This is a genomic window from Pseudomonas putida group bacterium ESBL64, assembly GCF_045277175.1.
Taxonomy (GTDB): domain Bacteria; phylum Pseudomonadota; class Gammaproteobacteria; order Pseudomonadales; family Pseudomonadaceae; genus Aquipseudomonas; species Aquipseudomonas alloputida.
The window spans coordinates 3,455,893-3,479,470 of record NZ_CP145799.1; the positions used below are offsets into that span (position 1 = coordinate 3,455,893).

The following is a 23,578-nucleotide window of genomic DNA, read 5'->3' on the forward strand; positions in this document are numbered from 1 at the left end:
GCTTGAAGCTTGTGGCTTGCAGCTTGTGGGTTGCAGCTGCATCCAGTCACCGGAGGGACCATGAGCTACGTTATAGACCGACGCCTGAACGGCAAGAACAAGAGCACGGTCAACCGCCAGCGCTTCCTGCGGCGGTACCGCGAACACATCAAGAAGGCCGTCGAAGAGGCGGTGAGCCGCCGTTCCATCATGGATATGGAACACGGCGAGCAGATCAGTATTCCCGGGCGCGACATCGACGAACCCGTCTTGCATCATGGTCGTGGGGGCAAACAGACCATCGTGCATCCTGGCAACAAAGAGTTCACTGCCGGTGAACACATCCCACGGCCGCAAGGCGGTGGAGGCGGTGGCGGTCGCGGCAAGGCCGGCAATTCCGGCGAGGGCATGGACGAGTTCGTCTTCCAGATCACCCAGGAAGAATTTCTCGAATTCATGTTCGAAGACCTTGAGCTACCCAACCTGGTCAAACGTCACCTGACTGGCGCCGATACCTTCAAGACTGTTCGCGCCGGCATCGCCAACGAAGGCAACCCGTCACGCATCAACATCGTGCGCACCCTGCGCTCGGCCCATGCCCGGCGTATCGCCCTGACCGGCAGCAGCCGCGCCCTGCTGCGCGAAGCACAAAAGGAACTCGATCGCCTGCGGGTCGAAGAGCCAGACAATTTCACCGATATCCAGGAAGTCGAACAGGAAATCGAGCGCCTGAAGGCACGTATCAACCGCCTGCCCTTCCTCGACACCTTCGACCTCAAGTACAACCTGCTGGTCAAGCAACCCAACCCCAGCTCGAAGGCAGTGATGTTCTGCCTGATGGACGTATCCGGCTCAATGACCCAGGCCACCAAGGACATCGCAAAGCGCTTCTTCATCCTGCTGTACCTGTTCCTCAAGCGTAACTACGAGCGCATCGAAGTCGTGTTCATTCGCCACCACACCAGTGCTCGGGAAGTCGATGAAGAAGAGTTCTTCTACTCGCGGGAAACCGGCGGCACCATCGTCTCCAGTGCCCTCAAGCTGATGCAGGAGATCATGGCCGAGCGTTACCCGGCCAGCGACTGGAACATCTATGCCGCGCAGGCTTCTGATGGCGACAACTGGAACGACGACTCGCCCATCTGCCGCGACATCCTCTCCAAACAGATCATGCCGCATGTGCAGTACTACACTTACGTTGAGATCACCCCCCGTGAACACCAGGCGCTGTGGTATGAATACGAGCGTATCGGAGATGCTTTCCCCGACACGTTCGCCCAGCAGCAGTTGGTATCGGCCGGCGATATCTACCCGGTCTTCCGTGAACTCTTCCAGCGCAGGTTAGCCACATGACCGCCAGAGCACAGAGACGCCAACCCATTTCCACTGGGTCCGAGTGGACGTTCGAGCTGATCCAGACCTACGACCGGGAAATCAGCCGCTTGGCCGAGCGTTACGCCCTGGACACCTACCCCAACCAGATCGAGGTCATCACTGCCGAACAGATGATGGACGCCTACGCCTCGGTCGGCATGCCGCTGGGCTACCACCACTGGTCCTACGGCAAGCAGTTCCTCAGTACGGAAAAGTCCTACAGCCGCGGCCAGATGGGCCTGGCCTACGAGATCGTGATCAACTCCGACCCTTGTATCGCCTACCTGATGGAAGAAAACACCATGTGCATGCAGGCACTGGTGATTGCGCACGCGTGCTACGGCCATAACAGTTTTTTCAAAGGCAATTACCTGTTCCGCACCTGGACTGACGCCAGTTCGATCATCGACTATCTGGTGTTCGCCAAGCAGTACATCGCCCAGTGCGAGGAGCGCCACGGTATCGATGCTGTGGAGGACTTGATCGACTCCTGCCATGCCCTGATGAACTACGGTGTCGACCGCTACAAACGGCCTTACCCTATTTCTGCCGAAGAAGAGCGGCGCCGGCAACAGGAGCGCGAAGAGCACCTTCAGCGTCAGATCAACGACCTTTGGCGGACAATTCCGAAAAACGCCGAAAAGGGTAACGACCGCGATGAGGGGCGCTTCCCCGCCGAACCGCAGGAAAACATCCTGTATTTCATCGAGAAGAACGCCCCGCTGCTTGAACCCTGGCAGCGTGAAGTAGTGCGCATCGTGCGCAAGATCGCCCAGTACTTCTACCCGCAGCGCCAGACCCAGGTGATGAACGAAGGCTGGGCAACCTTCTGGCACTACACCCTGATGAACGACCTGTACGACGAGGGGCTGATTACCGAAGGCTTCATGATGGAGTTCTTGCAGTCGCACACCAGCGTGGTGTTCCAGCCCGGCTTCGACAGCCCGTACTACAGCGGCATCAACCCCTACGCGCTGGGCTTTGCGATGTACACCGACATCCGCCGCATGTGCGAAAACCCCACCGAAGAAGATCGCCACTGGTTCCCCGACATTGCCGGCAGTGACTGGCTTTCTACCATCAAGTTCGCCATGAGCAGCTTCAAGGACGAGAGCTTCATCCTGCAGTATCTGTCGCCCAAGGTGATGCGCGACCTCAAGTTGTTCAGCATCCTCGATGACGACCAGCGCGACGACCTGCTGGTGCCCGCCATCCATGATGAGGCCGGTTACCGGGTGATTCGGGAGCAGCTGGCAGCGCAGTACAACCTGGGCAACCGTGAACCAAACGTACAGATCTGGAGCGTCGACCGCCGCGGAGACCGCTCACTGACCCTGCGACACCAGCAACACAACCGCAAACCGCTGGGCGACTCGACCGACGAAGTGCTCAAGCACCTGCATCGCCTGTGGGGCTTCGATATCCACCTGGAGACCGTACAAGGCGAGCAAGTGATGAGTACTCACCACATGCCGCCGCGCGGCGAGCATAGCGAAAGCGCCGACTACGGCCGCATGGACCTGGCTGTTATCCACCACCTCTGATGCAACCCCATGACCGCCGACGGGTTATCCTGTCGGCAGTTATGGAGAGCTGCACATGCACATCTACAAAGTTGGCGGCGCCGTGCGCGACCGCCTGCTCGGCCGCCCTGTCAGCGATATCGACTGGCTGGTGGTGGGCGCCACCGTCGAAGAAATGCTAGCTAAGGGCTATCGGCCGGTGGGTGCCGATTTTCCGGTGTTCCTGCACCCGAAAACCGGTGAGGAATACGCCCTGGCGCGCACCGAGCGCAAGAGTGGGCGAGGCTACGGCGGGTTCACTTTTCACGCCAGCCCCGACGTAACCCTGGAAGAGGACCTGATCCGTCGCGACCTCACCATCAATGCGATGGCCGAGGATGAGGCGGGCACGGTCTACGACCCCTACCAAGGCAGGAACGATCTGGATCAACGCCTGCTACGCCATGTTTCCCCGGCATTCGCCGAAGATCCTTTGCGCGTGCTGCGTGTTGCACGCTTTGCTGCCCGTTACGCACCACTGGGGTTCCGGGTTGCCGATGAAACCTTGGCGCTGATGCGCCAGATCAGCGCCTCGGGCGAACTGCAGGCACTCACTGCCGAGCGCAGCTGGAAGGAAATCGAGCGCGCGCTGATGGAAGTGCAACCGCAGGTGTTCTTCAAGGTGCTGAGCGCGTGCGGGGCCCTGCAGGAGTTGCTGCCTGAGCTCGATGACAGCTCCCGGACATTGGCTGCGCTGGAGCAGGCGGCGGCGCACGAACAACCGCTGAACGTGCGCTGGGCCTGCCTGTTGCGGGGGTTGGCACCGACATCGATCAAAGCCGTCAACCAGCGCCTGAAGGCACCGCGTGAGTGCCAGGAACTGGCCATGCTGACAGGGGAATGCCTGGCGCAGGGCAATCAGGCGCTCGAACTGCCTGCCACGGCACTGCTGGAGCTGTTGCAGAAGTTCGATGTGTACCGACGGCCGCAGCGATTTGAGGATTTTTTGATCGTTTGCGAGATGGCAGCGCGGGGCGATGGCGAGCAGGGTTACCCACAGGCCGATTACCTGCGAGGCGCAGCAGCGGCGGCGCGAGCGGTGGATGTGAAGCCGTTGGTGCAAGCCGGGCTCACGGGGCAGGCACTGGGCGAAGCACTCAAAGGTGAACGGCTGAAAGCGCTCGAAGCTTACCAGCGCGGTTAGACCTACCGGCCTCTTCGCGGGTAAACCCGCTCCTACAGGGGCACACATCAAGGGCTGGGCACAGCCCGCTGTAGGAGCGGGTTTACCCGCGAAAGGGCCGGACCTGCTGGCCAATTTCCACCCGCGGTTCACCGTCGCAGCCGCCACCGTATCCGCGGGTAAACCCGCGAAGAGGCCGTTACAGGCTTAAGCGGGCGTCAACTGCAACCCGCGCCACTCAAAGGCGACCGGGGCCAGTACCTGATCGATCTGCGCTTCCTGCCACAGCTGCGCCATGCGCTTGCCCACACCCGGATGCACCAGGTCGGGTGCCAGCAACGACAGCGGCCACAGCACAAAAGCGTTCTTCAGGATCTCGGCCCGGGGCAATACCAGCCCATCGAAGGTACCGTGCAAATCGTCATACATCAGCACGTCGATATCCAGCGGCAACCCTTTGCGGTCCGGGGCATAGCGGCCATTGTCGGCCTCGATGAACTTCAGCCGGCGGTCCAGCTCGATCAACGGCAACGCGGTTTGCCCGGTCACCACGAAGTTGATGAACGGCCCGCTCTTGATGCCCACCGCCTGGCTTTCGAATGCCGGCGAACAGCGCATGTCGGTCAGGATGCCAGCCAACGCATCGAGCCCGGCGCACAAATGCGCCTCACGGTCGATATTGCTGCCCAAGCCCAGGTAAACCGTGCTCAAAGACATCCGCGCTCGATCTCCACGCCTACACCACCGCGGGCCGCCGGCACCGCGCCCGGCTTGGTCAGCTTCAAGCGCACCCAAGGGATGTGGAACTCGTCCATCAGGGTGGCCACCAGGCGCTCGGCAAATGTTTCAACCAGCTCGAAACGGGCCTGTTCGGCAAACGCCTGGATGCGCGCCGACACACTGGCGTAATCCAGCGCCAGGCTCAGGTCGTCTCCGGCGGCGGCCGGGCGGTTGTCCCAGGCAAAGCTCAGGTCCAGGCGCAAGCACTGGCGAATATCCCGCTCCCAGTCATAGGCACCGATAACGGTATCGACTTCCAGGCCTTCGATGAACACTCTGTCCAAGCACTTCTCTCCACAGCACGACAAGGGCGACTGGCGCCGTTAGAATCAGGGCGTCCTCGCCCGGAATAGTTAGCATGTTTTGGTTACTGGCGTTGCTCGCCTACCTGCTCGGCTCGCTGTCCTTCGCCATTGTTCTCAGCCGCCTCTCGGGCAGCCCGGACCCACGTTCCAGCGGCTCAGGCAATGCCGGCGCCACCAACATGCTACGCCTGGCAGGCCGTAAACTGGCGATCCTGACCCTGCTTGGCGACCTGTGCAAGGGCCTTTTGCCGGTATTGCTCGCCCGCGTTGCCGGGCTGGACCTGCACGCGCAGGCCTGGGTGGGCATATGCGCGGTGCTGGGCCATCTGTTCCCCCTGTACTTCCGTTTCAAGGGCGGCAAGGGCGTGGCGACGGCTGCCGGCATGCTCATGGGCCTGTATTTCCCGGCCGCGCTGCTGGCCATCGGCGCCTGGCTGCTGACCTTCTACCTCACGCGTACCAGCTCACTGGCCGCACTGATTGCCACGCCACTCACCTTGCCATTGCTGGCCTGGCGCGAGCCCGAAGCCCTGCTGCCGATCAGCGTACTGACTGTGATGATCGTGTGGCGCCACCGCAACAACCTGCGCGACTTGTTTGCAGGGCGCGAACGGCATTTCTGAACCTTCGACGCGCTGCCTTACAGCGGCGGCAACTGTTCCATCGGCCAGCGTGCCTGCACGCTGATCGCCAGGTCTTGCTGCTGCCCGGCCAGCAGGCGTTGGCAACCGGCGTAGGCGATCATCGCACCATTGTCGGTACAGAATTGCGGGCGCGCGTAGTACACGTTGCCCTTGATGCTACCGAGCATGTCCTCCAGGGACGCGCGCAGGGCCTTGTTGGCACTCACGCCACCCGCGATGACCAGCCGCTTGAGGCCGGTCTGCTTGAGCGCCCGCTTGCACTTGATGGTCAAAGTCTCCACCACCGCCTGCTGGAATGCCAGGGACAGGTCGCAACGGGTTTGCTCACTGTCGTCGCCAGCATTCTTGCATTGCTGCCAGGTGTTCAGGGCGAAGGTCTTGAGGCCACTGAAGCTGAATTCCAGGCCTGGCCGATCGGTCATTGGCCGCGGGAAGACGAAGCGCCCGGCCACACCTTGTTCGGCCAGACGCGCAATTTCCGGACCGCCTGGGTAATTGAGGCCGATCAGCTTGGCAGTCTTGTCGAACGCTTCACCGGCAGCATCGTCCAGGCTCTCGCCCAACAGTTCGTACTGACCGATGCCATCGACCCGAACCAGCTGGGTATGGCCACCGGAAACCAACAAAGCGACGAACGGAAACGCTGGTGGGTTTTCTTCCAGCATGGGCGCCAGCAGGTGACCCTCCATGTGGTGCACACCGATCGCCGGGATGTCCCAGGCAAAGGCCAGCGCCTGGGCGCAGGAAGCGCCCACCAGCAAGGCACCGACCAGGCCGGGACCCGCGGTGTAGGCGATGGCGTCGATTTCGGTGGCAACGCAGCCTGCCTCGTCCAGCACCTGGCGGATGAGCGGCAGCATTCGCTTGACGTGATCACGCGAGGCAAGCTCGGGCACCACGCCGCCGAAGACGCGGTGCAGGTCGATCTGGCTGAACAGTGCGTCGGCCAACAAACCGCGTTCACTGTCGTATAATGCGACGCCGGTTTCGTCGCAGGATGTTTCCAATCCCAGTACTAGCATGGGCTCGTCCCTTGTGGGGGCTGAATTCGAAGCCGCGCATGATAGTCCCCGTGTCGGGTGCCGACCAGCGGTTTTCGATCAGAGGCTTTGCATTCCGGCTTGCTAAGGGTTAACATCCGCAACCCTTGAAAACCGACGTTCTCCAGCACACCTTTGTTTTGCCAGGAGCACGTCTACCCCGGTAATGAATTAAGGTAGCCCTGGATGCCAGCCGTCAAAGTTAAAGAGAACGAACCCTTCGACGTAGCTCTGCGTCGTTTCAAGCGCTCCTGCGAAAAAGCCGGTGTACTGGCTGAAGTTCGTAGCCGCGAGTTTTACGAGAAGCCGACCGCAGAGCGTAAGCGCAAAGCAGCTGCTGCTGTTAAGCGTCACGCCAAGAAAGTTCAGCGCGAACAGCGCCGCGCCGTTCGTCTGTACTAATACAGACGTTCAACGCAAAGCTTCTGCCCTGCCCGGCTAACCCCCGGGCGATGGCAGTGGTCGTTTCAAACTTGAGCAGCTAGCTCAAGGCCCTGCACAAGCTTCATGCGAACTGCATCATGGGCAACCTGCCTGAAACGTCAGAGCTGGTCCTCCTTGCTGTATGACCAGGCGTGCACGTCCGACTGACGAGCCCTTAGGGGCTGGCGACGAGCACACATTCCCTCGCACTTCCCCAAGCAGCACTCGCCCCCTTCGGCGCGTGAGCGATTAGACTTGCCAGTTGCCAGATAACGAGACTGCCATGGCCGGGCTGATTCCCCAGAGTTTCATTGACGACCTGATCAACCGCCTCGACATCGTCGACGTGGTGAGTTCGCGCGTCCAGCTGAAAAAAACCGGCAAGAACTACTCGGCCTGCTGCCCGTTCCACAAAGAAAAAACCCCGTCCTTCACGGTCAGCCCCGACAAGCAGTTCTACTACTGCTTCGGCTGTGGCGCCGGTGGCAACGCCTTGGGCTTTGTCATGGACCACGACAACCTGGACTTCCCCCAGGCCGTCGAGGAACTGGCACGCGCCGCTGGCATGGAAGTCCCCCGCGAGCAAGGCCGCCGCGACCAGAAGCCGCGCCAGCCCACTGACTCGCCACTGTACCCGCTACTGGACGCCGCCTCGGAGTTTTACCGCCAGGCCCTGCGCAGCCACCCGTCACGCAAGGCAGCGGTGGACTACCTCAAGGGCCGCGGCCTGTCCGGGGAAATTGCCCGCGACTTCGGCCTGGGCTTTGCCCCGCCCGGCTGGGACAACCTGCTCAAGCACCTGGGTGCCGACACCCTGCAGCAGAAGGTGATGATCGATGCCGGCCTGCTGATCGAGAACGCCGAGAGCGGCAAGCGCTACGACCGCTTCCGCGACCGGGTGATGTTCCCGATACGTGACAGCCGCGGGCGCATCATCGCCTTCGGTGGCCGGGTGCTCGGCGACGACAAGCCCAAGTACCTGAACTCCCCGGAAACCCCGGTGTTCCACAAGGGACAGGAGCTGTACGGGCTGTACGAGGCGCGCAAGCACAACCGCAACCTCGACGAGATCATCGTCGTCGAGGGCTACATGGACGTCATTGCCCTGGCCCAGCAAGGCCTGCGCAATGCCGTGGCCACCCTTGGCACCGCCACCAGCGAAGAGCACCTCAAGCGCCTGTTCCGCGTGGTGCCCAGCGTGCTGTTCTGTTTTGACGGTGACCAGGCTGGGCGCAAGGCGGCCTGGCGCGCACTGGAATCGACATTGTCGAACCTGCAGGACGGCCGTCGCGCGCGCTTCCTGTTCCTGCCCGAAGGCGAAGACCCGGACAGCCTGGTGCGTGCCGAAGGTACCGACGCCTTCATGGCCCGTATCAACCAGCACGCCCAACCGCTGGCCGACTACTTCTTCGAGCAACTTGGCGTCGAAGCCGACCCGCGCTCACTGGAAGGCAAGGCGCATATGGCGACCTTGGCCGCACCGTTGATCGAAAAGATCCCCGGCGCCAACCTGCGTCAGCTGATGCGCAACCGCCTGAAGGAAATCACCGGCCTCGACCCGCAGCAGGTCGAGCAGTTGGCGCAGCAAGCGCCGGCGACCAGCAGCATGCCGGACTACGACCCTGGCTACGATTACGACGCCATGGCCAGCTACACCCCCGACTATGGCGACATGCCGCAGCACGACTATGCCCCCGTTCATCAGGAGCAGGCATGGAAACCCAACAAGGGGGGCAGCAAGAAGCCGTGGAGCGACAAACCCTGGGATAAGAACCGCAAGGGCGGCAAGCCCTGGCAGCAACGCGACGAAGCACCTCCCCGCGTGCCAGCACCGGTCGAGCCGCCCACCCTGGCCGCCCTGCGCACCCTGCTGCACCACCCACTGCTGGCCGGCAAGGTGGAAGATGCCAGCCACTTCGCCGACGAAGAACACCTGTACAGCCAGCTGCTGGTGGCACTGATCGAAGCCGCGCAGAAAAATCCTGGGCTAAGCTCAATGCAGTTGATCGCACGTTGGCATGGCACCGAACAGGGCCGCCTGCTACGGGCCCTGGCGGAAAAGGAATGGCTTATCGTGGCCGACAACCTTGAACAACAGTTTTTCGACACTATAACTAGCTTGTCCGCCCGCCAACGCGAGCGCAGCCTGGAACAACTGCTCAGGAAATCACGTCAAAGCGAATTGACCAGCGAGGAAAAAACCCAGCTCCTTGCCCTGCTGAGCCGAAATGTTCCCGCACAAACGCCGACCTCATCTGGCGCGTGAGGCCCATGCTCGGGTATAATCCTCGGCTTGTTTTTTGCCCGCCAAGACCTTCAGTGGATAGGGTGTTATGTCCGGAAAAGCGCAACAGCAGTCTCGTATCAAAGAGTTGATCACCCGCGGTCGTGAGCAGGGCTACCTGACTTACGCGGAGGTCAACGACCACCTGCCTGAGGATATTTCAGATCCGGAACAGGTGGAAGACATCATCCGCATGATCAACGACATGGGGATCAACGTATTCGAGAGTGCTCCGGATGCGGATGCCCTTCTGTTGGCGGAAGCCGACACCGATGAAGCCGCGGCCGAAGAAGCCGCTGCTGCATTGGCGGCAGTTGAAACCGATATCGGCCGCACGACCGACCCGGTGCGCATGTACATGCGCGAAATGGGTACTGTCGAGCTGCTGACCCGCGAAGGCGAGATCGAAATCGCCAAGCGTATCGAGGAAGGCATTCGTGAAGTCATGGGCGCTATCGCCCACTTCCCGGGCACTGTCGACTACATTCTCGGCGAATATGATCGCGTCACCACCGAGGGTGGCCGCCTGTCGGACGTCCTCAGCGGTTACATCGACCCTGACGACAACATTGCCGCGCCAACCGAAGAAGTGCCGATCCCAGGCGCCAAGGCTGCAGCGGCGAAGGAAGAGTCCGACGACGACGACGAAGAATCCGAAAGCGGTGACGACGAGGAAGAGGCCGAGAGCGGCCCGGACCCGGTAGTCGCAGCCCAACGCTTCGGTGCGGTATCCGATCAGCTTCAGGCGACCTCCAAGGTCCTGAAGAAAAATGGTCGTAACCACAAGGAAAGCATCGAGGCCCTGCAGGCCCTGGCTGACCTGTTCATGCCGATCAAACTGGTACCGAAGCAGTTCGAGGTACTGGTCGAGCGTGTACGTGATGCCCTGAACCGTCTGCGGCAGCAAGAACGCGCCATCATGCAGCTCTGCGTACGTGACGCCCGCATGCCGCGAGCCGACTTCCTGCGCATGTTCCCAAGCAACGAAACCGACCAGACCTGGAGCGGTGACCTGGCCAAGCGCAACACCAAGTGGGCTGCCGCCCTAGGTGAAAAGAACGCTGCCATCGTCGCTTGCCAACAGAAGCTGATCGACCTTGAGACCGAAACCGGCCTGACCGTTGCCGAGATCAAGGAAATCAACCGTCGCATGTCGATCGGTGAAGCCAAGGCCCGCCGCGCCAAGAAAGAAATGGTCGAGGCGAACCTGCGTCTGGTGATTTCCATCGCCAAGAAGTACACCAACCGTGGCCTGCAGTTCCTCGACCTGATCCAGGAAGGCAACATCGGTCTGATGAAAGCGGTGGACAAGTTCGAATACCGTCGCGGCTACAAGTTCTCGACCTATGCCACCTGGTGGATCCGTCAGGCGATCACCCGTTCGATCGCCGACCAGGCACGCACCATCCGGATTCCGGTGCACATGATCGAGACGATCAACAAGCTCAACCGTATTTCCCGCCAAATGCTGCAGGAAATGGGTCGCGAACCGACTCCGGAAGAGCTGGGCGAGCGCATGGAAATGCCTGAGGACAAAATCCGCAAGGTACTGAAGATCGCCAAAGAGCCGATCTCCATGGAAACCCCGATCGGTGACGACGAAGATTCGCACCTGGGCGACTTCATCGAGGACTCGACCATGCAGTCCCCGATCGACGTAGCCACGGTCGAAAGCCTCAAGGAAGCCACCCGTGACGTGCTCTCGGGCCTGACCGCACGTGAAGCCAAGGTGCTGCGCATGCGTTTCGGTATCGACATGAACACCGACCACACCCTCGAAGAGGTGGGCAAGCAGTTTGACGTAACGCGTGAGCGGATCCGTCAGATCGAAGCGAAGGCGTTGCGCAAGCTGCGCCACCCGACTCGCAGCGAGCACCTGCGCTCCTTCCTCGACGAGTGATGACAAAACCCCGGCCCAGGCCGGGGGTTTTCTTTAGTGGCCCGAGACATAAAGCCCGCCTTCCGTTGCACACCTGCAGCAATGCCCGTCTACACTCGACTGCAGACCACCTGAGTGCGAGGCTGCCATGTCCTTGAAGCCGGCCATTCTGTTGCTGATCCTGATTTTGTGGAACACAACGGCCGGCGCCCTGACCCTGACAGATGAGGAGAACGCCTGGCTGGCTGCCCACCCGCAGCTGAAACTGGGTGTAGACGCCTCTTGGCCACCGTTCGAGTTTCGCGACCAGGAGGGCCGGTACCAGGGATTGGCCGCCGACTACATCGCCATGATCCAGCAGCGCCTGGGCGTGACGTTCAAACCGGTCGAACCCAGCAGCTGGACCGAGGTGCTGGCGCAAGCGCGGGAAAGCCGTATCGACCTGCTGCCCGGCATCATGTCCACCCCCGAACGCCAGGGCTTCCTGGCTTTCACTCGCCCGTACCTCGACTTCCCCATTGTCATCCTCGCGCACAAAGGCGGCGCACAACCGCGCAAGCTGGCTGACCTGTACGGCCTGAAAATTGCCGTGGTCGAGAACTACGCCCCGCACGAGTTGCTGCGTACCCACCACCCGGACCTCAACCTGGTTGCCCTGCCAAACGTCAGCTCCACGCTGCAAGCCCTGGCCACCGACCAAGTGGATGCCGTGGTCGGCGACCTCGCTTCCAGTATCTGGAGCCTGCGCCAACTCAAGCTCGACGGCCTCTACGTCAGCGGCGAAACACCCTACCGCTACCAGTTGGCGATGGCCGTTCCCCGCGACAAGAGCGTGCTGGTCGGCATCCTCGACAAAGTGATGGCCGACATGAGCAGCAGCGAAATCAGCCAGATCCAGCAGCACTGGGTGGGTAATGTGGTCGACCAGCGGATGTTCTGGTCCGACCTGCTGGTGTATGGCCTGCCAACGGTGCTGTTGCTGATGGCTGTGCTGGCAGTGGTCATTCGCATCAACCGCCGGCTCAGCTCGGAAATTTCCCGGCGCATCGCCCTTGAGCAAGAACTGCGCAGCAGCGAGTACCACTACCGCGGCCTGGTCGAGAGCCTGTCAGCCATCGCCTGGGAAGCCGATGCCAACGACTTCACCTACAGCTACGTTTCACCCCATGCCGAAGATCTGCTCGGCTACCCATTGAGTGACTGGCTCAGGCCCGGTTTCTGGCGCAGTATCCTGCACCCGGAGGACGCGCTCTGGGCCCAGGCCTACTGCGACAGCGAGACCGCAGCGGGGCGCGACCACAGCCTGGACTACCGGGTGATCCGGGCTGACGGTCAGCCCCTTTGGATACGCAATATCGTCAGTATGATCGAGCACGGCCACCAGCCAGTGATGCGCGGGCTGATGATCGACATCAGCGAAACCAAGCGCACGGAGGATGCCCTGCGTCTGTCCGAACAGAAGTTCGCCTCGGTATTCCAACAGTGCCCCGATATCTTGCTGATCGCTCGCCACAGCGATGGCTGCCTGCTGGAGGTGAACGAGGCTTTCGAAGAGCAGATCGGGCTGCCCCCAGACCAGGTCATAGGCCGCACTGCCACCGACCTTGACCTGTGGGGCGTAGAGGGCAGTGGCCCGCTCCTGCTTCAAAGGTTGCACCAAGGGGGTATCCGTAACCTGGAAATGAGCTTCCGCCGCAGCAACGGCCAACTGTTCACCGGCCTGACTTCGGCTGAAACCTTCGAACTGGACGGCACACCCGCGCTGGTAGTGGCGGTACGCGACATCAGCCAGCTCAAGGAGACCCAGCAGCAGCTGCAAACTTCTGAAGAAAAGTTCGCAAAGGCTTTCCACGCTTCGCCCGACGGCCTGCTGCTGTCGCGCCAGAGCGACGGTTTGCTGCTGGAGGTGAACGAAGGCTTCTGCCGCCTCACCGGCTACGACCTCAACCCAACCATTGACCAGACCTCGCTGGACCTGGGTATCTGGGTCGACCTCAACGAGCGCAAACGCCTGGTCGACCAGCTCAACCGTGACGGCTTCGTGCGCGACTTCACCTGCCATATCCGCCGCAGCGACGGGCAGATCCGACTGTGCGAGCTGTCCGCCCGGCCCCTGCCGATTACCGGCGTCGACTGCATGCTGACCATCGCCCGCGACATCACCGAGCGTCACCTGATGCAAGAAAAACTGCAGCTGGCCGCCACTGTGTTCGAGAACACTGCCGAAGGGGTGCTGATTACCGACATTGACCAGCGCATCAGTGCCGTCAACCGCGCCTTCAGCGAAATCACCGGCTACAGCGAGATCGAGGCCCTCGGCCAGACCCCGCGCCTGCTCGCCTCTGGCCAGCACGACAGCGCTTTCTATCTGGCCATGTGGCACCAGCTTACCGCCGAGGGCCACTGGCAGGGCGAAATCTACAACAAGCGCAAGAACGGCGAACTTTACCCAAGCTGGCTGACCATCAGTGCCGTGCGCAACAGCGACCGCGAGATCACCCACTTCGTGGCGGTTTTTGCAGACATCTCCAGCATCAAGCACGCCCAGGCCAAACTCGACTATCAGGCCCACCACGACCCGCTGACCGGCCTGCCCAATCGCACCTTGTTCGAAAACCGGCTACAGGGCGTACTTACCTGCGCGCAGGTGTCCAACCGCCAGGGCGCAGTGCTGTTCCTGGACCTCGACCGCTTCAAGCACATCAACGACAGCCTTGGCCACCCGGTCGGCGACCTGCTGCTCAAGGGCATCGCCCAGCGCCTGAAAGAGCAGGTACGCGACGTTGACACCGTAGCCCGCCTGGGTGGCGACGAATTCATCATTCTGCTGCCCGGCTTGCACAAGCCCAGTGACGCCAGCACTATCGCCAACAAACTACTGGCCTGCTTCAACGCACCGTTCCAAGCCGGCGAGCATGAGTTTTTCACCAGCGCCAGCATCGGCATCAGTCTTTACCCACAGGATGGCACTGACGTCTCCACACTGATCCGCAACGCCGACGCCGCCATGTACCGCTCCAAGGCCAAAGGCCGCAACCGCGTCGAAGCCTACACCCGCGACCTCACCGCCCAGGCCAGCGAGCGCATCGCCCTGGAGCATGAGCTGCGCCGGGCCGTCGAACGCAACGAAATGAGCCTGTGCTTCCAGCCCAAGCTCAGCCTGAAGACCCAGAGCCTGGTGGGTGCCGAAGCGCTGATCCGCTGGAGCCACCCGACCTTTGGTGAGGTACCGCCGGAACACTTCATCCACTTGGCGGAAGAAAATGGCACCATCCTGCAGCTCGGCGACTGGGTACTGGAGCAAGCCTGCCGGCAGATGCAGGCCTGGAAGCAGCACTACGAACCCTTCGGCCCGCTGTCGATCAACCTTGCCGGCGCCCAGCTGCGCCACCCACACCTGGCACGGCGCATCGAACAACTGCTCAAGCACTACCAGCTGAGGGCCGGTGACCTGCAGCTGGAAATCACCGAGAACTTCATCATGAGCCAGGCAGAGGAGGCCTTGGCCGTGCTGTACCAACTGAAGAAACTGGGTGTGCAGCTAGCCATCGACGACTTTGGCACCGGCTATTCGTCGCTGAGCTACCTGAAGCGCCTGCCGCTGGACATCCTCAAGATCGACAAGTCGTTCATCCGCGGCCTGCCCGACGATCCACACGACGCCGCCATTGCCCGGGCGATCATTGCCCTGGGCCGCAGCATGCAGTTGACCATCATTGCCGAAGGCGTGGAGAACCAGGCCCAGCAACGTTTTCTGGCAGCCGAAGGCTGCGAGCAGATCCAGGGCTACATCGTCAGCCTCCCGCTACCACCAGAGGAATTCGCGGCCGCGTTTCTTCGCATAGCACTATCGGATCTTTCAGATGGCACAGGTGCGAAACCCTCGTTATAATCCGCCCACTTACTGAGGGCCTATAGCTCAGTCGGTTAGAGCAGAGGACTCATAATCCTTTGGTCCACGGTTCGAGTCCGTGTGGGCCCACCAGCTTACAAGCCGCGCACTGCGCGGCTTTTTCATGCCCGCAAGAAATAAATGTTCGGGGCGTGTACATCCAGCGCAGCGGCGCCGAGCGCATGACCTTGGAAGTGGCGCTGAAACACCATCTCAGCGAAATCAGCCCCACCAAGAAGCCGACCACCCAGCGCGCCGAAGCCACCAAAGCCCAGCAGCTAATCAGCCACTTGGGCAAATACAACAATCTATCCCGAACCACCGCAAATTCCCGCCCAACCGACAACCCTGACCAAGCGCACTCTTCCAGCCAAGCACCCTAGCGTGAGGATTAGACAATGAGCCGAATAGCCAGCATTATCAGCTCACATAATGAGCCGAATAGGCTCGCTAATCGGCTCACAAATGAGCAAGCCTATGAATGAACCCTACTGGATCTGGCAGCAGTCCAACTGGCCACACTTCACCTGGCAAGCCGAACCGCTTGCCCAGCTGCTGCGCGCCTGCAATCAGGCCCAGGGGCGCTTGCTTGGCATGCTCGGCGCTGTCGGTAGCGATACCGAGGCGCAGAGCAGCCTGGATGCCCTGCTACAGAACATCGTCACCTCATCAGCTATCGAGGGTGAGCAGCTGAATGTCGGCTCAGTGCGTTCATCACTGGCGCGGCGCCTGGGGATAAACGAAGAAGGCCGCACCACTGCACGCTCGGAAGGCTTGGCAGCGTTACTGCTCGATGCCATCCGCGCGCACCAGCAACCTTTGGATCTGGAGCGACTGTACGGCTGGCACTGCTGGCTGTTCCCCAGTGGCGACAACCTGCTGGCACGCCCGCTACGTATTGGCACACTGCGGGGCGAGGAGCCCATGCAGGTCGTTTCAGGCCGCGTTGACCGTCCTACCGTGCATTTCGAAGCTCCACCCCGTGCCGGGCTGGAAACTCAATTGGCCGAGTTCCTCGCCTGGTTCGAGAGCAGCCGCAGCGATGCCAGCCTCGACCCATTGCTACGCGCCGGCATCGCCCACTTCTGGTTTGTCACCCTGCACCCCTTCGATGACGGCAACGGCCGTCTTACTCGCGCCATCACAGACTTGGCGCTGGCCCAAGGCGAACAGCAAGCCATCCGTTTTTACGCCATGTCCGCAAGCATCCTCAACGACCGAGCCGGCTATTACCGCATCCTCGAAGCGAGCCAGAAAAGCACGTTGGATATCACTGCCTGGCTGCAGTGGTTTCTCGGCACATTGCTTAAAAGTCTGGAGCAGGCACTTGCCCGTATCGACCGCGTACTGGCCAAAGCGCGCTTTTGGCAGGCACATCGCACAGACTCTCTTGCCCCCGAGCAGATCAAAGTACTCAATCGGCTGCTTGACGGCGGCGAGAAAGGCTTTGAGGCAGGCATAAGTGCTGCGCAGTACCAATCTGTGGCACAGGTCTCCAAGGCCACCGCAACTCGGCACTTAAGCGACCTGCTGGAGAAAGGCTGCTTGCGGCGACTGCCCGGCGGAGGGCGCAGTACCCGTTATCAGATCAACCAGCCCGAACGTCCCTACCAGGCCACGACCCCGAGTACGTCATGACCAACAACGACATCGTCCAGAAGGTAGCGGCGGTAAAAGTATCAATAAGCCATCGCCAGCGTCCGCAAAAATGTAACCCTGTTGGTTAATCCCCTCCCGGACGCATCTCGACCTGCCGTGGGTTGTAGAAGGTCATGCCAGGCGGAATATCCCGCGTAACCAACGACATCGCGCCAATCACCACGTCATCGCCAATGTCGATGCGATCAGCAACGATGCAACTGTTGGCGCCCATGCTCACGTTGTCACCAATGCGCAGTGCGTACTCCTGCAACCCCAGGGTCTTGATGCCGATCGAGCAGTTCTGCCGGATGAAGAAGTTGCGCCCGATGCTCACATACCGGGTAATCACCACCCCCGGCAGGTGCGCGATGCGCAGGCCGGGGGCAATCTGGGCGCCGATGTCGATGTCCACCCCATACTTGAGGTTGAGCCGCTGTTGCATGCGCCGGGCGTGACGCCGGGCAAGGCCGCCGCGGGCGTCGAGGTACTGGGCCAGGCGATAGGCGAAGAGGAAACGCAGTTTGTTGTCCTTGCGTGCGCGGCGCAGCACGTTGAACAGCAGGCTGATAGGGCGTCCGGGCCTTTTCTTGTTGGAGACTTCCAGTCGCCAGCATTCGAGCAGGTGGTCGAGGTTCACGCTGAGGTTCCCGTTGAACTAGCACTTCATCATGCCGAATTAGTGTCGAAGACGCAGCCTTCGGACATGCGCGGCCGTTCTAACCCAAAGTGCCAAGCCGACGCCGTCAACGGTGATCGACTGTACCTGGCCTTGCCCTGATTGGCACAGGCTGGCTAGGCTAGCGGGCCAACCGTAGAGACTCGCCATGTCGGATTCCCGCTCCATCACGCTGGATGAAATCGATCGCCAGCTGATCGCCCTGCTGCAGATCAACGCCCGCGAAAGCGTCGCCACCCTCGCCCGCCAGTTGGGCATCGCCCGCACCACTGTCAATTCGCGCCTGGAGCGGCTGGAGAAAAACAAGGTTATCTCCGGCTATGGCGTACGCCTGGGCCAGAGTGTGATAGGCGGCGGGTTGCAGGCGTATGTCGGGATCAAGGTGCAGCCACGCTCCGGCAAGGACGTGGTGCGGCGCCTGAGTGCCATGGGCCAAGTGCAGCAGCTGTGTGCGGTAAGCGGCGAATTCGACTATGTGGCCTGGCTGCGTACGGACTCGCCCGAGCAGCTGGATCAGTTGCTCGACCAGATTGGCAGTGTCGACGGGGTGGAGAAAACCACCACGTCGATCATTCTCAGCAGCAAGGTGGACCGTGGACAGCCGCTTTGAACGGACTGGCGCTCGGGTGGGGTTATCGATGAGGCCGGTTGTAGGAGCGGGTTTACCCGCGAATGGGGCAGAGAATCTACCGACGCATTCGCGGGTGAACCCGCGCCTACAAAGGGCCAAGGTGTTTTTTGAATTACCTCGACCGCCTGCCTCGTCTTAATGAACATTAACCTAATCATTACGACGAAACTAACTACATTCAGACAACACTCTGCACCTTAATAACGAACACCTCACTCCCTAAAATGACAGCCGGGCATCTCCTATACTCAGGCTCCGCTCCTCGCGCAGCCTCTCTGGCAAGGTCATTTCATGAACAAGAAGAACCGCCACCCCGCCGACGGCAAGAAGCCAATCACCATTTTCGGCCCGGACTTCCCTTTTGCGTTCGACGACTGGCTGGAACACCCGGCAGGCCTGGGCAGCATTCCGGCTGAGCGCCATGGGGAAGAGGTGGCCATTGTCGGTGCCGGTATCGCCGGCCTGGTAGCGGCCTACGAGCTGATGAAGCTGGGCCTCAAGCCGGTGGTGTACGAGGCGTCCAAGCTGGGCGGCCGGCTGCGCTCGCAAGCCTTCAATGGCACTGACGGGATCGTTGCCGAGCTGGGTGGCATGCGCTTCCCGGTGTCGTCCACCGCCTTCTACCACTACGTCGACAAGCTGGGCCTGGAAACCAAGCCCTTCCCCAACCCGCTGACCCCGGCTTCGGGCAGCACGGTGATCGACCTGGAAGGCCAGACCTACTACGCCGAGAAGCCCACCGACCTGCCACAACTGTTTCATGAGGTAGCCGACGCCTGGGCCGATGCGCTGGAGAGCGGTGCGCAGTTCGCCGATATCCAGCAGGCCATCCGCGACCGTGATGTACCGCGCCTGAAGGAACTTTGGAACAAGCTGGTGCCGCTGTGGGACGACCGCACCTTCTACGACTTCGTCGCCACCTCGCGCTCTTTTGCCAAGCTGAGCTTCCAGCACCGCGAAGTGTTCGGCCAGGTCGGTTTCGGCACCGGCGGTTGGGACTCGGACTTCCCCAACTCGATGCTGGAAATCTTCCGCGTGGTGATGACCAACTGCGACGACCACCAGCACCTGGTGGTCGGGGGCGTGGAACAAGTGCCACAAGGCATCTGGCGCCACGTACCGGAACGCTGCGTGCATTGGCCAGAGGGCACCAGCCTGAGCACGCTGCATGGCGGCGCACCGCGTACCGGGGTCAAGCGCATTGCCCGCGCCGCCGATGGCCGCCTGGCGGTCACCGACAACTGGGGCGATACCCGCCACTACAGCGCAGTACTCGCCACCTGCCAGACCTGGTTGCTGACCACCCAGATCGACTGCGAAGAATCGCTGTTCTCGCAAAAGATGTGGATGGCCCTGGACCGTACCCGCTACATGCAGTCGTCGAAAACCTTCGTCATGGTCGACCGCCCGTTCTGGAAGGACAAGGACCCGGAAACCGGCCGTGACCTGCTGAGCATGACCCTCACCGATCGCCTCACCCGCGGCACTTACCTGTTCGACAACGGCAACGACAAGCCCGGGGTGATCTGCCTGTCATACTCGTGGATGAGCGACGCGCTGAAGATGCTGCCGCACCCGGTGGAGAAGCGCGTACAACTGGCCTTGGATGCGCTGAAGAAGATCTACCCGAAGACCGATATCGCCGGCCACATCATCGGCGACCCGATCACGGTTTCCTGGGAGGCTGACCCGTACTTCCTCGGCGCCTTCAAAGGCGCGCTTCCGGGCCATTACCGCTACAACCAGCGCATGTATGCGCACTTCATGCAGCAGGACATGCCGGCAGAGCAGCGCGGTATCTTCATTGCCGGTGACGACGTGTCATGGACCCCCGCCTGGGTTGAAGGCGCGGTGCAGACGTCGCTGAATGCAGTGTGGGGTATCATGAACCACTTTGGTGGCCACACCCACCCCGACAACCCGGGCCCGGGCGATGTGTTCAACGAAATCGGCCCGATCGCCCTGGCGGATTGAGACAAGGAGGCACCATGCGCATCGCTCTGTACCAGGGCGCACCCAAGCCACTGGATGTGCCCGGCAACCTGCAACGGCTGCGCCACCAGGCGCAGCTGGCAGCCGAACGCGGCGCACAGTTGCTGGTGTGCCCGGAGATGTTCCTGACCGGCTACAACATCGGCCTGGCCCAGGTAGAGCGCCTGGCCGAGGCCGCCGATGGCCCGGCAGCCATGACCGTGGTAGAGATCGCCCAGGCGCACCGCATCGCCATTGTCTATGGCTACCCGGAGCGCGGTGACGACGGGGCGATCTACAACAGCGTGCAGTTGATCGATGCGCATGGCCGCAGCCTGAGCAATTACCGCAAGACGCACCTGTTCGGTGAACTGGACCGCTCGATGTTCAGCCCAGGTGCCGACCACTTCCCGGTGGTGGAACTGGAAGGCTGGAAGGTTGGCCTGCTGATCTGCTACGACATCGAGTTCCCGGAGAACGCCCGACGCCTGGCGCTGGATGGCGCCGAGCTGATCCTGGTGCCGACGGCGAACATGACGCCGTACGACTTTACCTGCCAGGTGACCGTGAGAGCGAGGGCACAGGAAAACCAGTGCTACCTGGTATATGCCAACTACTGCGGTGCGGAAGACGAGATCGAGTATTGCGGGCAGAGCAGCATCATCGGCCCGGATGGCAGCTTGCTGGCCATGGCCGGGCGGGATGAGTGCCAGTTGTTGGCAGAGCTTGAACATGAGCGGGTGGTGCAGGGGCGCACGGCGTTTCCCTACCTGACCGATTTGCGCCAGGAGCTGCACCTGCGTAAAGGCTGACAAGGGCCGCTATGCGGCCCATTCGCGGGCACGCCCGCTCCCACGGGGTCTGCGCTGCCTTTCATACCGGCGCCCTACCCGCGAAAAGGCCGGGCCTACGAACAAATCGGTTAGCATGGAAAGCAGCCACCGGAGCCCCCATGCTTGACGCCATCCGCCAACTTACCCTCGCCAACGGCTTGCAACTGACCCTGCGCCACGCCCCGCGCCTCAAGCGCTCGGCCGCCGCACTGCGGGTGCACGCGGGCAGCCACGACGCGCCTGCCAAATGGCCCGGTCTGGCGCACTTCCTCGAACACCTGTTCTTCCTCGGTACCCCGCGCTTCCCGCTGGAAGACGGCCTGATGCGCTACGTGCAAGCCCTGGGCGGCCAGGTCAACGCCAGCACCCGGGAACGCGCCACCGACTTTTTCTTCGAGGTGCCCCCCAACACGCTCGGTGGCGGTCTCGAGCGCCTGTGCCAAATGCTGGCAGAACCGGATCTGGGCATCGAACGCCAACGCCGTGAACGCGAAGTGATCCATGCCGAATTCATCGCCTGGTCGCGCAATCCATCGGCCCAACAGCAGTTCGCCTTGCTGCAGTCAGTGTCAGCCAAGCATCCACTGGGCGCTTTTCATGCTGGCAATCGATACACCCTGGCCTTGCACGATGCGGCCTTCCAGCAAGCGCTTGCGGGCTTTCATCAGCGCTTCTACCAAGGCGGCCAGATCTGCCTGAGCCTTTGCGGTCCGCAGCCGCTGGATGAACTTGAACGCCTTGCCCGGCAGCATGCCGAACTGTTCGCCGCAGGTGAGCGCGTGCCGCAAATGCTGCCGCCGCCACTGCCAGCAATGGCTAGCGCTTTGACCTTCACGCACCAAAGCCTCCCCAGCGGTGCCGAGCACGCCCTGGAACTGCTGATCGCTTACCTGGAGGACAGCCGCCCAGGTACCTGGCTGGGCGCGCTTCGCGAGCGTGACTGGCTACAACGTTTCACGGCCGAAAGGCTGTATGCGTTCGCCGGTCAGCTGCTGTGGCACCTTGACCTGAAGCTCAGTGCCGACGCTTGCCCGGACGAAGCCAGCGCCCTGCTGCAAGGTTGGTTCAGGTTCATCCGCCAGGCCGACCGCGAACAGTTGAACCACCAATTCGGCCTGTTGCAGCACAGCCGTGCGCACAGTGCCAGCGCGCTCGAGCTGGCACGCCGGGACAGCACAGGCCAGCCGTTCGCCAGGCTGGATGCCCAAGGGTTGCAGGCGCTTGGCGCCCTGCTGGAAAGCCTGCCAGGTGGCGACCATGGCGATTGGCAGCTTTTGCCAGTCGATCCATTGCTGAAGGCTGACCTGCCCCATACCAAGGCGCAGCCGCTGCCGGCAGCGCTGAAGATCAGTGACCAGCTCCCGCCCGCGCGCCAATACGCTGCGCTGTACCTGCGCTGGTATGTACCTTCGCCTTTGCGCCAGCAGCTACAGCGTGTGCTGGAACTGGCCCTGGCACCACTGCAGGAACGCTGTGACCGCGCCTCCGTGCAACTGCAGTACAGCAGCGTCGGAGAATACTGGCAGTTGCGCTGCGCCGGCCTGCCAGCAGCAGTGCTGCGGGCAGTGGAACAAGCCTTGGCCTTGATGCTCAAGCCACCTGCCAGTTGCTGGCTGCCCGACACGGCGCAGCCCCCGGCCCTGATCCCCATCAGGGCACTGCTCAAGCAACTGCCAGACGCGGTACGGGGTAGCCTGCCCGCAGCGGTGCCTGCCTGCACGCTGACCCAGCAGCAGCTCGACAGCCTGTGGCTGCACACCGAGTGGCATGGCATGGCTGCAGGTTTCGAGGATACCGCGCTAAACGCCTTGGGCGCCGCGCTGTTGCAGTGCCCTGGGCAAGGCTCGCGGCCGGGGCCCCTGCCATCATGGGCCAACCACCGCTGGCAGCATGCCCAAGTGCCAGGCAGCGAACATGCCCTGCTGCTGTTCTGCCCGTTGCCGGCAGCAAAAGAGGCCGCAGGCCGCCTGTTAGCCCAATTGCTGCAAGGGCCGGTTTACCAGCGCCTGCGGGTAGACTTGCAACTCGGCTACGCGGTGTTCAGCGCCTTTCGTCAGGTCGAGGGGGTCGGTGGGCTGCTGTTCGGTGTGCAGTCCCCCCACACCGGTCAGGCACAGGTGCTCGACCACCTGCTCAGCCTGCTGCGCCATGGCGTCACCCTTGACCCGGCCGCTCGCCAGGCGTTGGCCGGGCAATTCGACGAACCCGCCATGGCCAATGCCGATGTCGCCGAATGGGCGTGGCAGACACACTTGGGCACACAAGCCGATAGGCTGGATGTACTGCGCAGGTCTATCCTGACTACGCGGCAGACGGATCTGGACCACCTGCTGAGCGACCTGCTCGACCCAGGTTCCGCTTGGCTATGTTTGGCCAACGCTGCCGCGCCAGACACTTCCTGGCTGGGTGAAGATCGATGATTATTACGCGAACTGCAACGGCGCTTCTCGAATAATTAACCTTCCGGTTCAAATTTTTCTTGTAAGATAGCGCAATCCCGTTTTCACGGAACTGCCAACGCATGGCGGTACCCAAGTAGTA

Annotated in this window: 17 protein-coding genes, 1 tRNA gene and 1 pseudogene; 15 read left to right on the forward strand and 4 right to left on the reverse strand. The window is 61.8% G+C overall.

Annotated features, from left to right (window positions below):
- Positions 1-60: 60 nt before the first annotated feature.
- Genes V6093_RS15855 through V6093_RS15865 form a run of 3 tightly spaced genes read left to right on the forward strand, consistent with a single transcriptional unit; the run spans position 61 to position 4,059 of the window.
- Complete coding sequence (locus V6093_RS15855) at positions 61-1,332, forward strand: YeaH/YhbH family protein (RefSeq protein ID WP_003255564.1); 1,272 nt, start codon at positions 61-63, stop codon at positions 1,330-1,332.
- Positions 1,329-2,897, forward strand: coding sequence for a SpoVR family protein (locus tag V6093_RS15860; RefSeq protein ID WP_003255566.1), 1,569 nt, complete (start codon positions 1,329-1,331; stop codon positions 2,895-2,897). Before V6093_RS15855 ends, V6093_RS15860 begins: the two co-directional genes overlap by 4 nt.
- A gap of 55 nt (positions 2,898-2,952) precedes the next feature.
- A complete protein-coding gene (locus V6093_RS15865; RefSeq protein WP_179052341.1) occupies positions 2,953-4,059 on the forward strand; it encodes a multifunctional CCA addition/repair protein in 1,107 nt (368 codons plus the stop codon).
- Positions 4,060-4,245: 186 nt separating this feature from the next.
- Here V6093_RS15865 and folK read toward each other — a convergent pair whose 3' ends face one another.
- Both folK and folB read right to left on the reverse strand, forming a co-directional pair.
- Complete coding sequence (gene folK / locus V6093_RS15870; protein ID WP_003255569.1) at positions 4,246-4,755, reverse strand: 2-amino-4-hydroxy-6-hydroxymethyldihydropteridine diphosphokinase; 510 nt, start codon at positions 4,753-4,755, stop codon at positions 4,246-4,248.
- The gene (gene folB / locus V6093_RS15875) at positions 4,746-5,102 is read right to left on the reverse strand and encodes a dihydroneopterin aldolase (RefSeq protein WP_003255570.1); all 357 of its coding nucleotides are present in this window, start codon (positions 5,100-5,102) and stop codon (positions 4,746-4,748) included. Before folB ends, folK begins: the two co-directional genes overlap by 10 nt.
- Before the next feature lie 74 nt (positions 5,103-5,176).
- Between folB and plsY the strand changes: the two genes are divergently transcribed.
- Positions 5,177-5,746 carry a glycerol-3-phosphate 1-O-acyltransferase PlsY gene (gene plsY / locus V6093_RS15880; RefSeq protein ID WP_004576187.1) on the forward strand — a complete coding sequence of 190 codons (570 nt, stop codon included), beginning with the start codon at positions 5,177-5,179 and terminating at the stop codon, positions 5,744-5,746.
- Positions 5,747-5,763: 17 nt separating this feature from the next.
- On the opposite strand, the gene tsaD is transcribed toward plsY, so the two are convergent.
- The gene (gene tsaD / locus V6093_RS15885) at positions 5,764-6,789 is read right to left on the reverse strand and encodes a tRNA (adenosine(37)-N6)-threonylcarbamoyltransferase complex transferase subunit TsaD (RefSeq protein WP_011953302.1); all 1,026 of its coding nucleotides are present in this window, start codon (positions 6,787-6,789) and stop codon (positions 5,764-5,766) included.
- Positions 6,790-6,993: 204 nt separating this feature from the next.
- On the opposite strand from tsaD, the gene rpsU reads away from it, so the two are divergent.
- The 7 genes and pseudogenes from rpsU (at position 6,994) to V6093_RS15920 (ending at position 16,923) form a co-directional block, all read left to right on the forward strand.
- Complete coding sequence (rpsU, locus tag V6093_RS15890) at positions 6,994-7,209, forward strand: 30S ribosomal protein S21 (RefSeq protein ID WP_003255575.1); 216 nt, start codon at positions 6,994-6,996, stop codon at positions 7,207-7,209.
- Between the two features lie 304 nt (positions 7,210-7,513).
- The gene (gene dnaG / locus V6093_RS15895) at positions 7,514-9,496 is read left to right on the forward strand and encodes a DNA primase (RefSeq protein ID WP_003255577.1); all 1,983 of its coding nucleotides are present in this window, start codon (positions 7,514-7,516) and stop codon (positions 9,494-9,496) included.
- 67 nt (positions 9,497-9,563) lie between these two features.
- Positions 9,564-11,414, forward strand: a complete 1,851-nt coding sequence (rpoD, locus tag V6093_RS15900; RefSeq protein WP_047603127.1) for an RNA polymerase sigma factor RpoD — start codon at positions 9,564-9,566, stop codon at positions 11,412-11,414.
- 127 nt (positions 11,415-11,541) lie between these two features.
- Entirely contained in the window at positions 11,542-15,285 is a 3,744-nt protein-coding gene (locus tag V6093_RS15905) for a bifunctional diguanylate cyclase/phosphodiesterase (protein ID WP_003255580.1), read from the forward strand.
- Positions 15,286-15,301: 16 nt separating this feature from the next.
- Positions 15,302-15,378 (forward strand) — tRNA-Ile (locus tag V6093_RS15910).
- Between the two features lie 50 nt (positions 15,379-15,428).
- A pseudogene (locus tag V6093_RS15915) lies at positions 15,429-15,590 on the forward strand (site-specific integrase); the annotation flags it as partial.
- 172 nt (positions 15,591-15,762) lie between these two features.
- The gene (locus V6093_RS15920; protein WP_143999482.1) at positions 15,763-16,923 is read left to right on the forward strand and encodes a Fic family protein; all 1,161 of its coding nucleotides are present in this window, start codon (positions 15,763-15,765) and stop codon (positions 16,921-16,923) included.
- Positions 16,924-17,008: 85 nt separating this feature from the next.
- On the opposite strand, the gene V6093_RS15925 is transcribed toward V6093_RS15920, so the two are convergent.
- Entirely contained in the window at positions 17,009-17,563 is a 555-nt protein-coding gene (locus tag V6093_RS15925; RefSeq protein WP_003255582.1) for a serine acetyltransferase, read from the reverse strand.
- A 187-nt stretch (positions 17,564-17,750) separates the two neighbouring features.
- Here V6093_RS15925 and V6093_RS15930 point away from each other — a divergent pair, with 187 nt between their 5' ends.
- The 4 genes from V6093_RS15930 to pqqF all read left to right on the forward strand — a co-directional run bounded on the left by V6093_RS15930 (position 17,751) and on the right by pqqF (position 23,457).
- A complete protein-coding gene (locus V6093_RS15930) occupies positions 17,751-18,212 on the forward strand; it encodes an Lrp/AsnC family transcriptional regulator (protein WP_003255583.1) in 462 nt (153 codons plus the stop codon).
- A gap of 312 nt (positions 18,213-18,524) precedes the next feature.
- Positions 18,525-20,207, forward strand: a complete 1,683-nt coding sequence (locus V6093_RS15935) for an NAD(P)/FAD-dependent oxidoreductase (RefSeq protein ID WP_003255585.1) — start codon at positions 18,525-18,527, stop codon at positions 20,205-20,207.
- Between the two features lie 14 nt (positions 20,208-20,221).
- Positions 20,222-21,016 carry a carbon-nitrogen hydrolase family protein gene (locus tag V6093_RS15940; protein WP_003255587.1) on the forward strand — a complete coding sequence of 265 codons (795 nt, stop codon included), beginning with the start codon at positions 20,222-20,224 and terminating at the stop codon, positions 21,014-21,016.
- Between the two features lie 140 nt (positions 21,017-21,156).
- Positions 21,157-23,457 carry a pyrroloquinoline quinone biosynthesis protein PqqF gene (pqqF, locus tag V6093_RS15945; RefSeq protein WP_406669552.1) on the forward strand — a complete coding sequence of 767 codons (2,301 nt, stop codon included), beginning with the start codon at positions 21,157-21,159 and terminating at the stop codon, positions 23,455-23,457.
- The last annotated feature ends 121 nt before the right edge of the window (positions 23,458-23,578 follow it).

Excerpts from the sequence above, each read along its gene's own strand:
- V6093_RS15935 (WP_003255585.1), top strand. The coding sequence starts at position 18,525 with ATGAACAAGAAGAACCGCCACCCCGCCGACGGCAAGAAGCCAATCACC.
- folK (WP_003255569.1), bottom strand. The coding sequence starts at position 4,755 with ATGTCTTTGAGCACGGTTTACCTGGGCTTGGGCAGCAATATCGACCGT.
- pqqF (WP_406669552.1), top strand. The coding sequence starts at position 21,157 with ATGCTTGACGCCATCCGCCAACTTACCCTCGCCAACGGCTTGCAACTG.
- V6093_RS15930 (WP_003255583.1), top strand. The coding sequence starts at position 17,751 with ATGTCGGATTCCCGCTCCATCACGCTGGATGAAATCGATCGCCAGCTG.
- V6093_RS15860 (WP_003255566.1), top strand. The coding sequence starts at position 1,329 with ATGACCGCCAGAGCACAGAGACGCCAACCCATTTCCACTGGGTCCGAG.
- V6093_RS15865 (WP_179052341.1), top strand. The coding sequence starts at position 2,953 with ATGCACATCTACAAAGTTGGCGGCGCCGTGCGCGACCGCCTGCTCGGC.
- V6093_RS15905 (WP_003255580.1), top strand. The coding sequence starts at position 11,542 with ATGTCCTTGAAGCCGGCCATTCTGTTGCTGATCCTGATTTTGTGGAAC.
- plsY (WP_004576187.1), top strand. The coding sequence starts at position 5,177 with ATGTTTTGGTTACTGGCGTTGCTCGCCTACCTGCTCGGCTCGCTGTCC.
- tsaD (WP_011953302.1), bottom strand. The coding sequence starts at position 6,789 with ATGCTAGTACTGGGATTGGAAACATCCTGCGACGAAACCGGCGTCGCA.
- V6093_RS15940 (WP_003255587.1), top strand. The coding sequence starts at position 20,222 with ATGCGCATCGCTCTGTACCAGGGCGCACCCAAGCCACTGGATGTGCCC.
- V6093_RS15920 (WP_143999482.1), top strand. The coding sequence starts at position 15,763 with ATGAATGAACCCTACTGGATCTGGCAGCAGTCCAACTGGCCACACTTC.
- rpoD (WP_047603127.1), top strand. The coding sequence starts at position 9,564 with ATGTCCGGAAAAGCGCAACAGCAGTCTCGTATCAAAGAGTTGATCACC.
- V6093_RS15855 (WP_003255564.1), top strand. The coding sequence starts at position 61 with ATGAGCTACGTTATAGACCGACGCCTGAACGGCAAGAACAAGAGCACG.
- rpsU (WP_003255575.1), top strand. The coding sequence starts at position 6,994 with ATGCCAGCCGTCAAAGTTAAAGAGAACGAACCCTTCGACGTAGCTCTG.
- dnaG (WP_003255577.1), top strand. The coding sequence starts at position 7,514 with ATGGCCGGGCTGATTCCCCAGAGTTTCATTGACGACCTGATCAACCGC.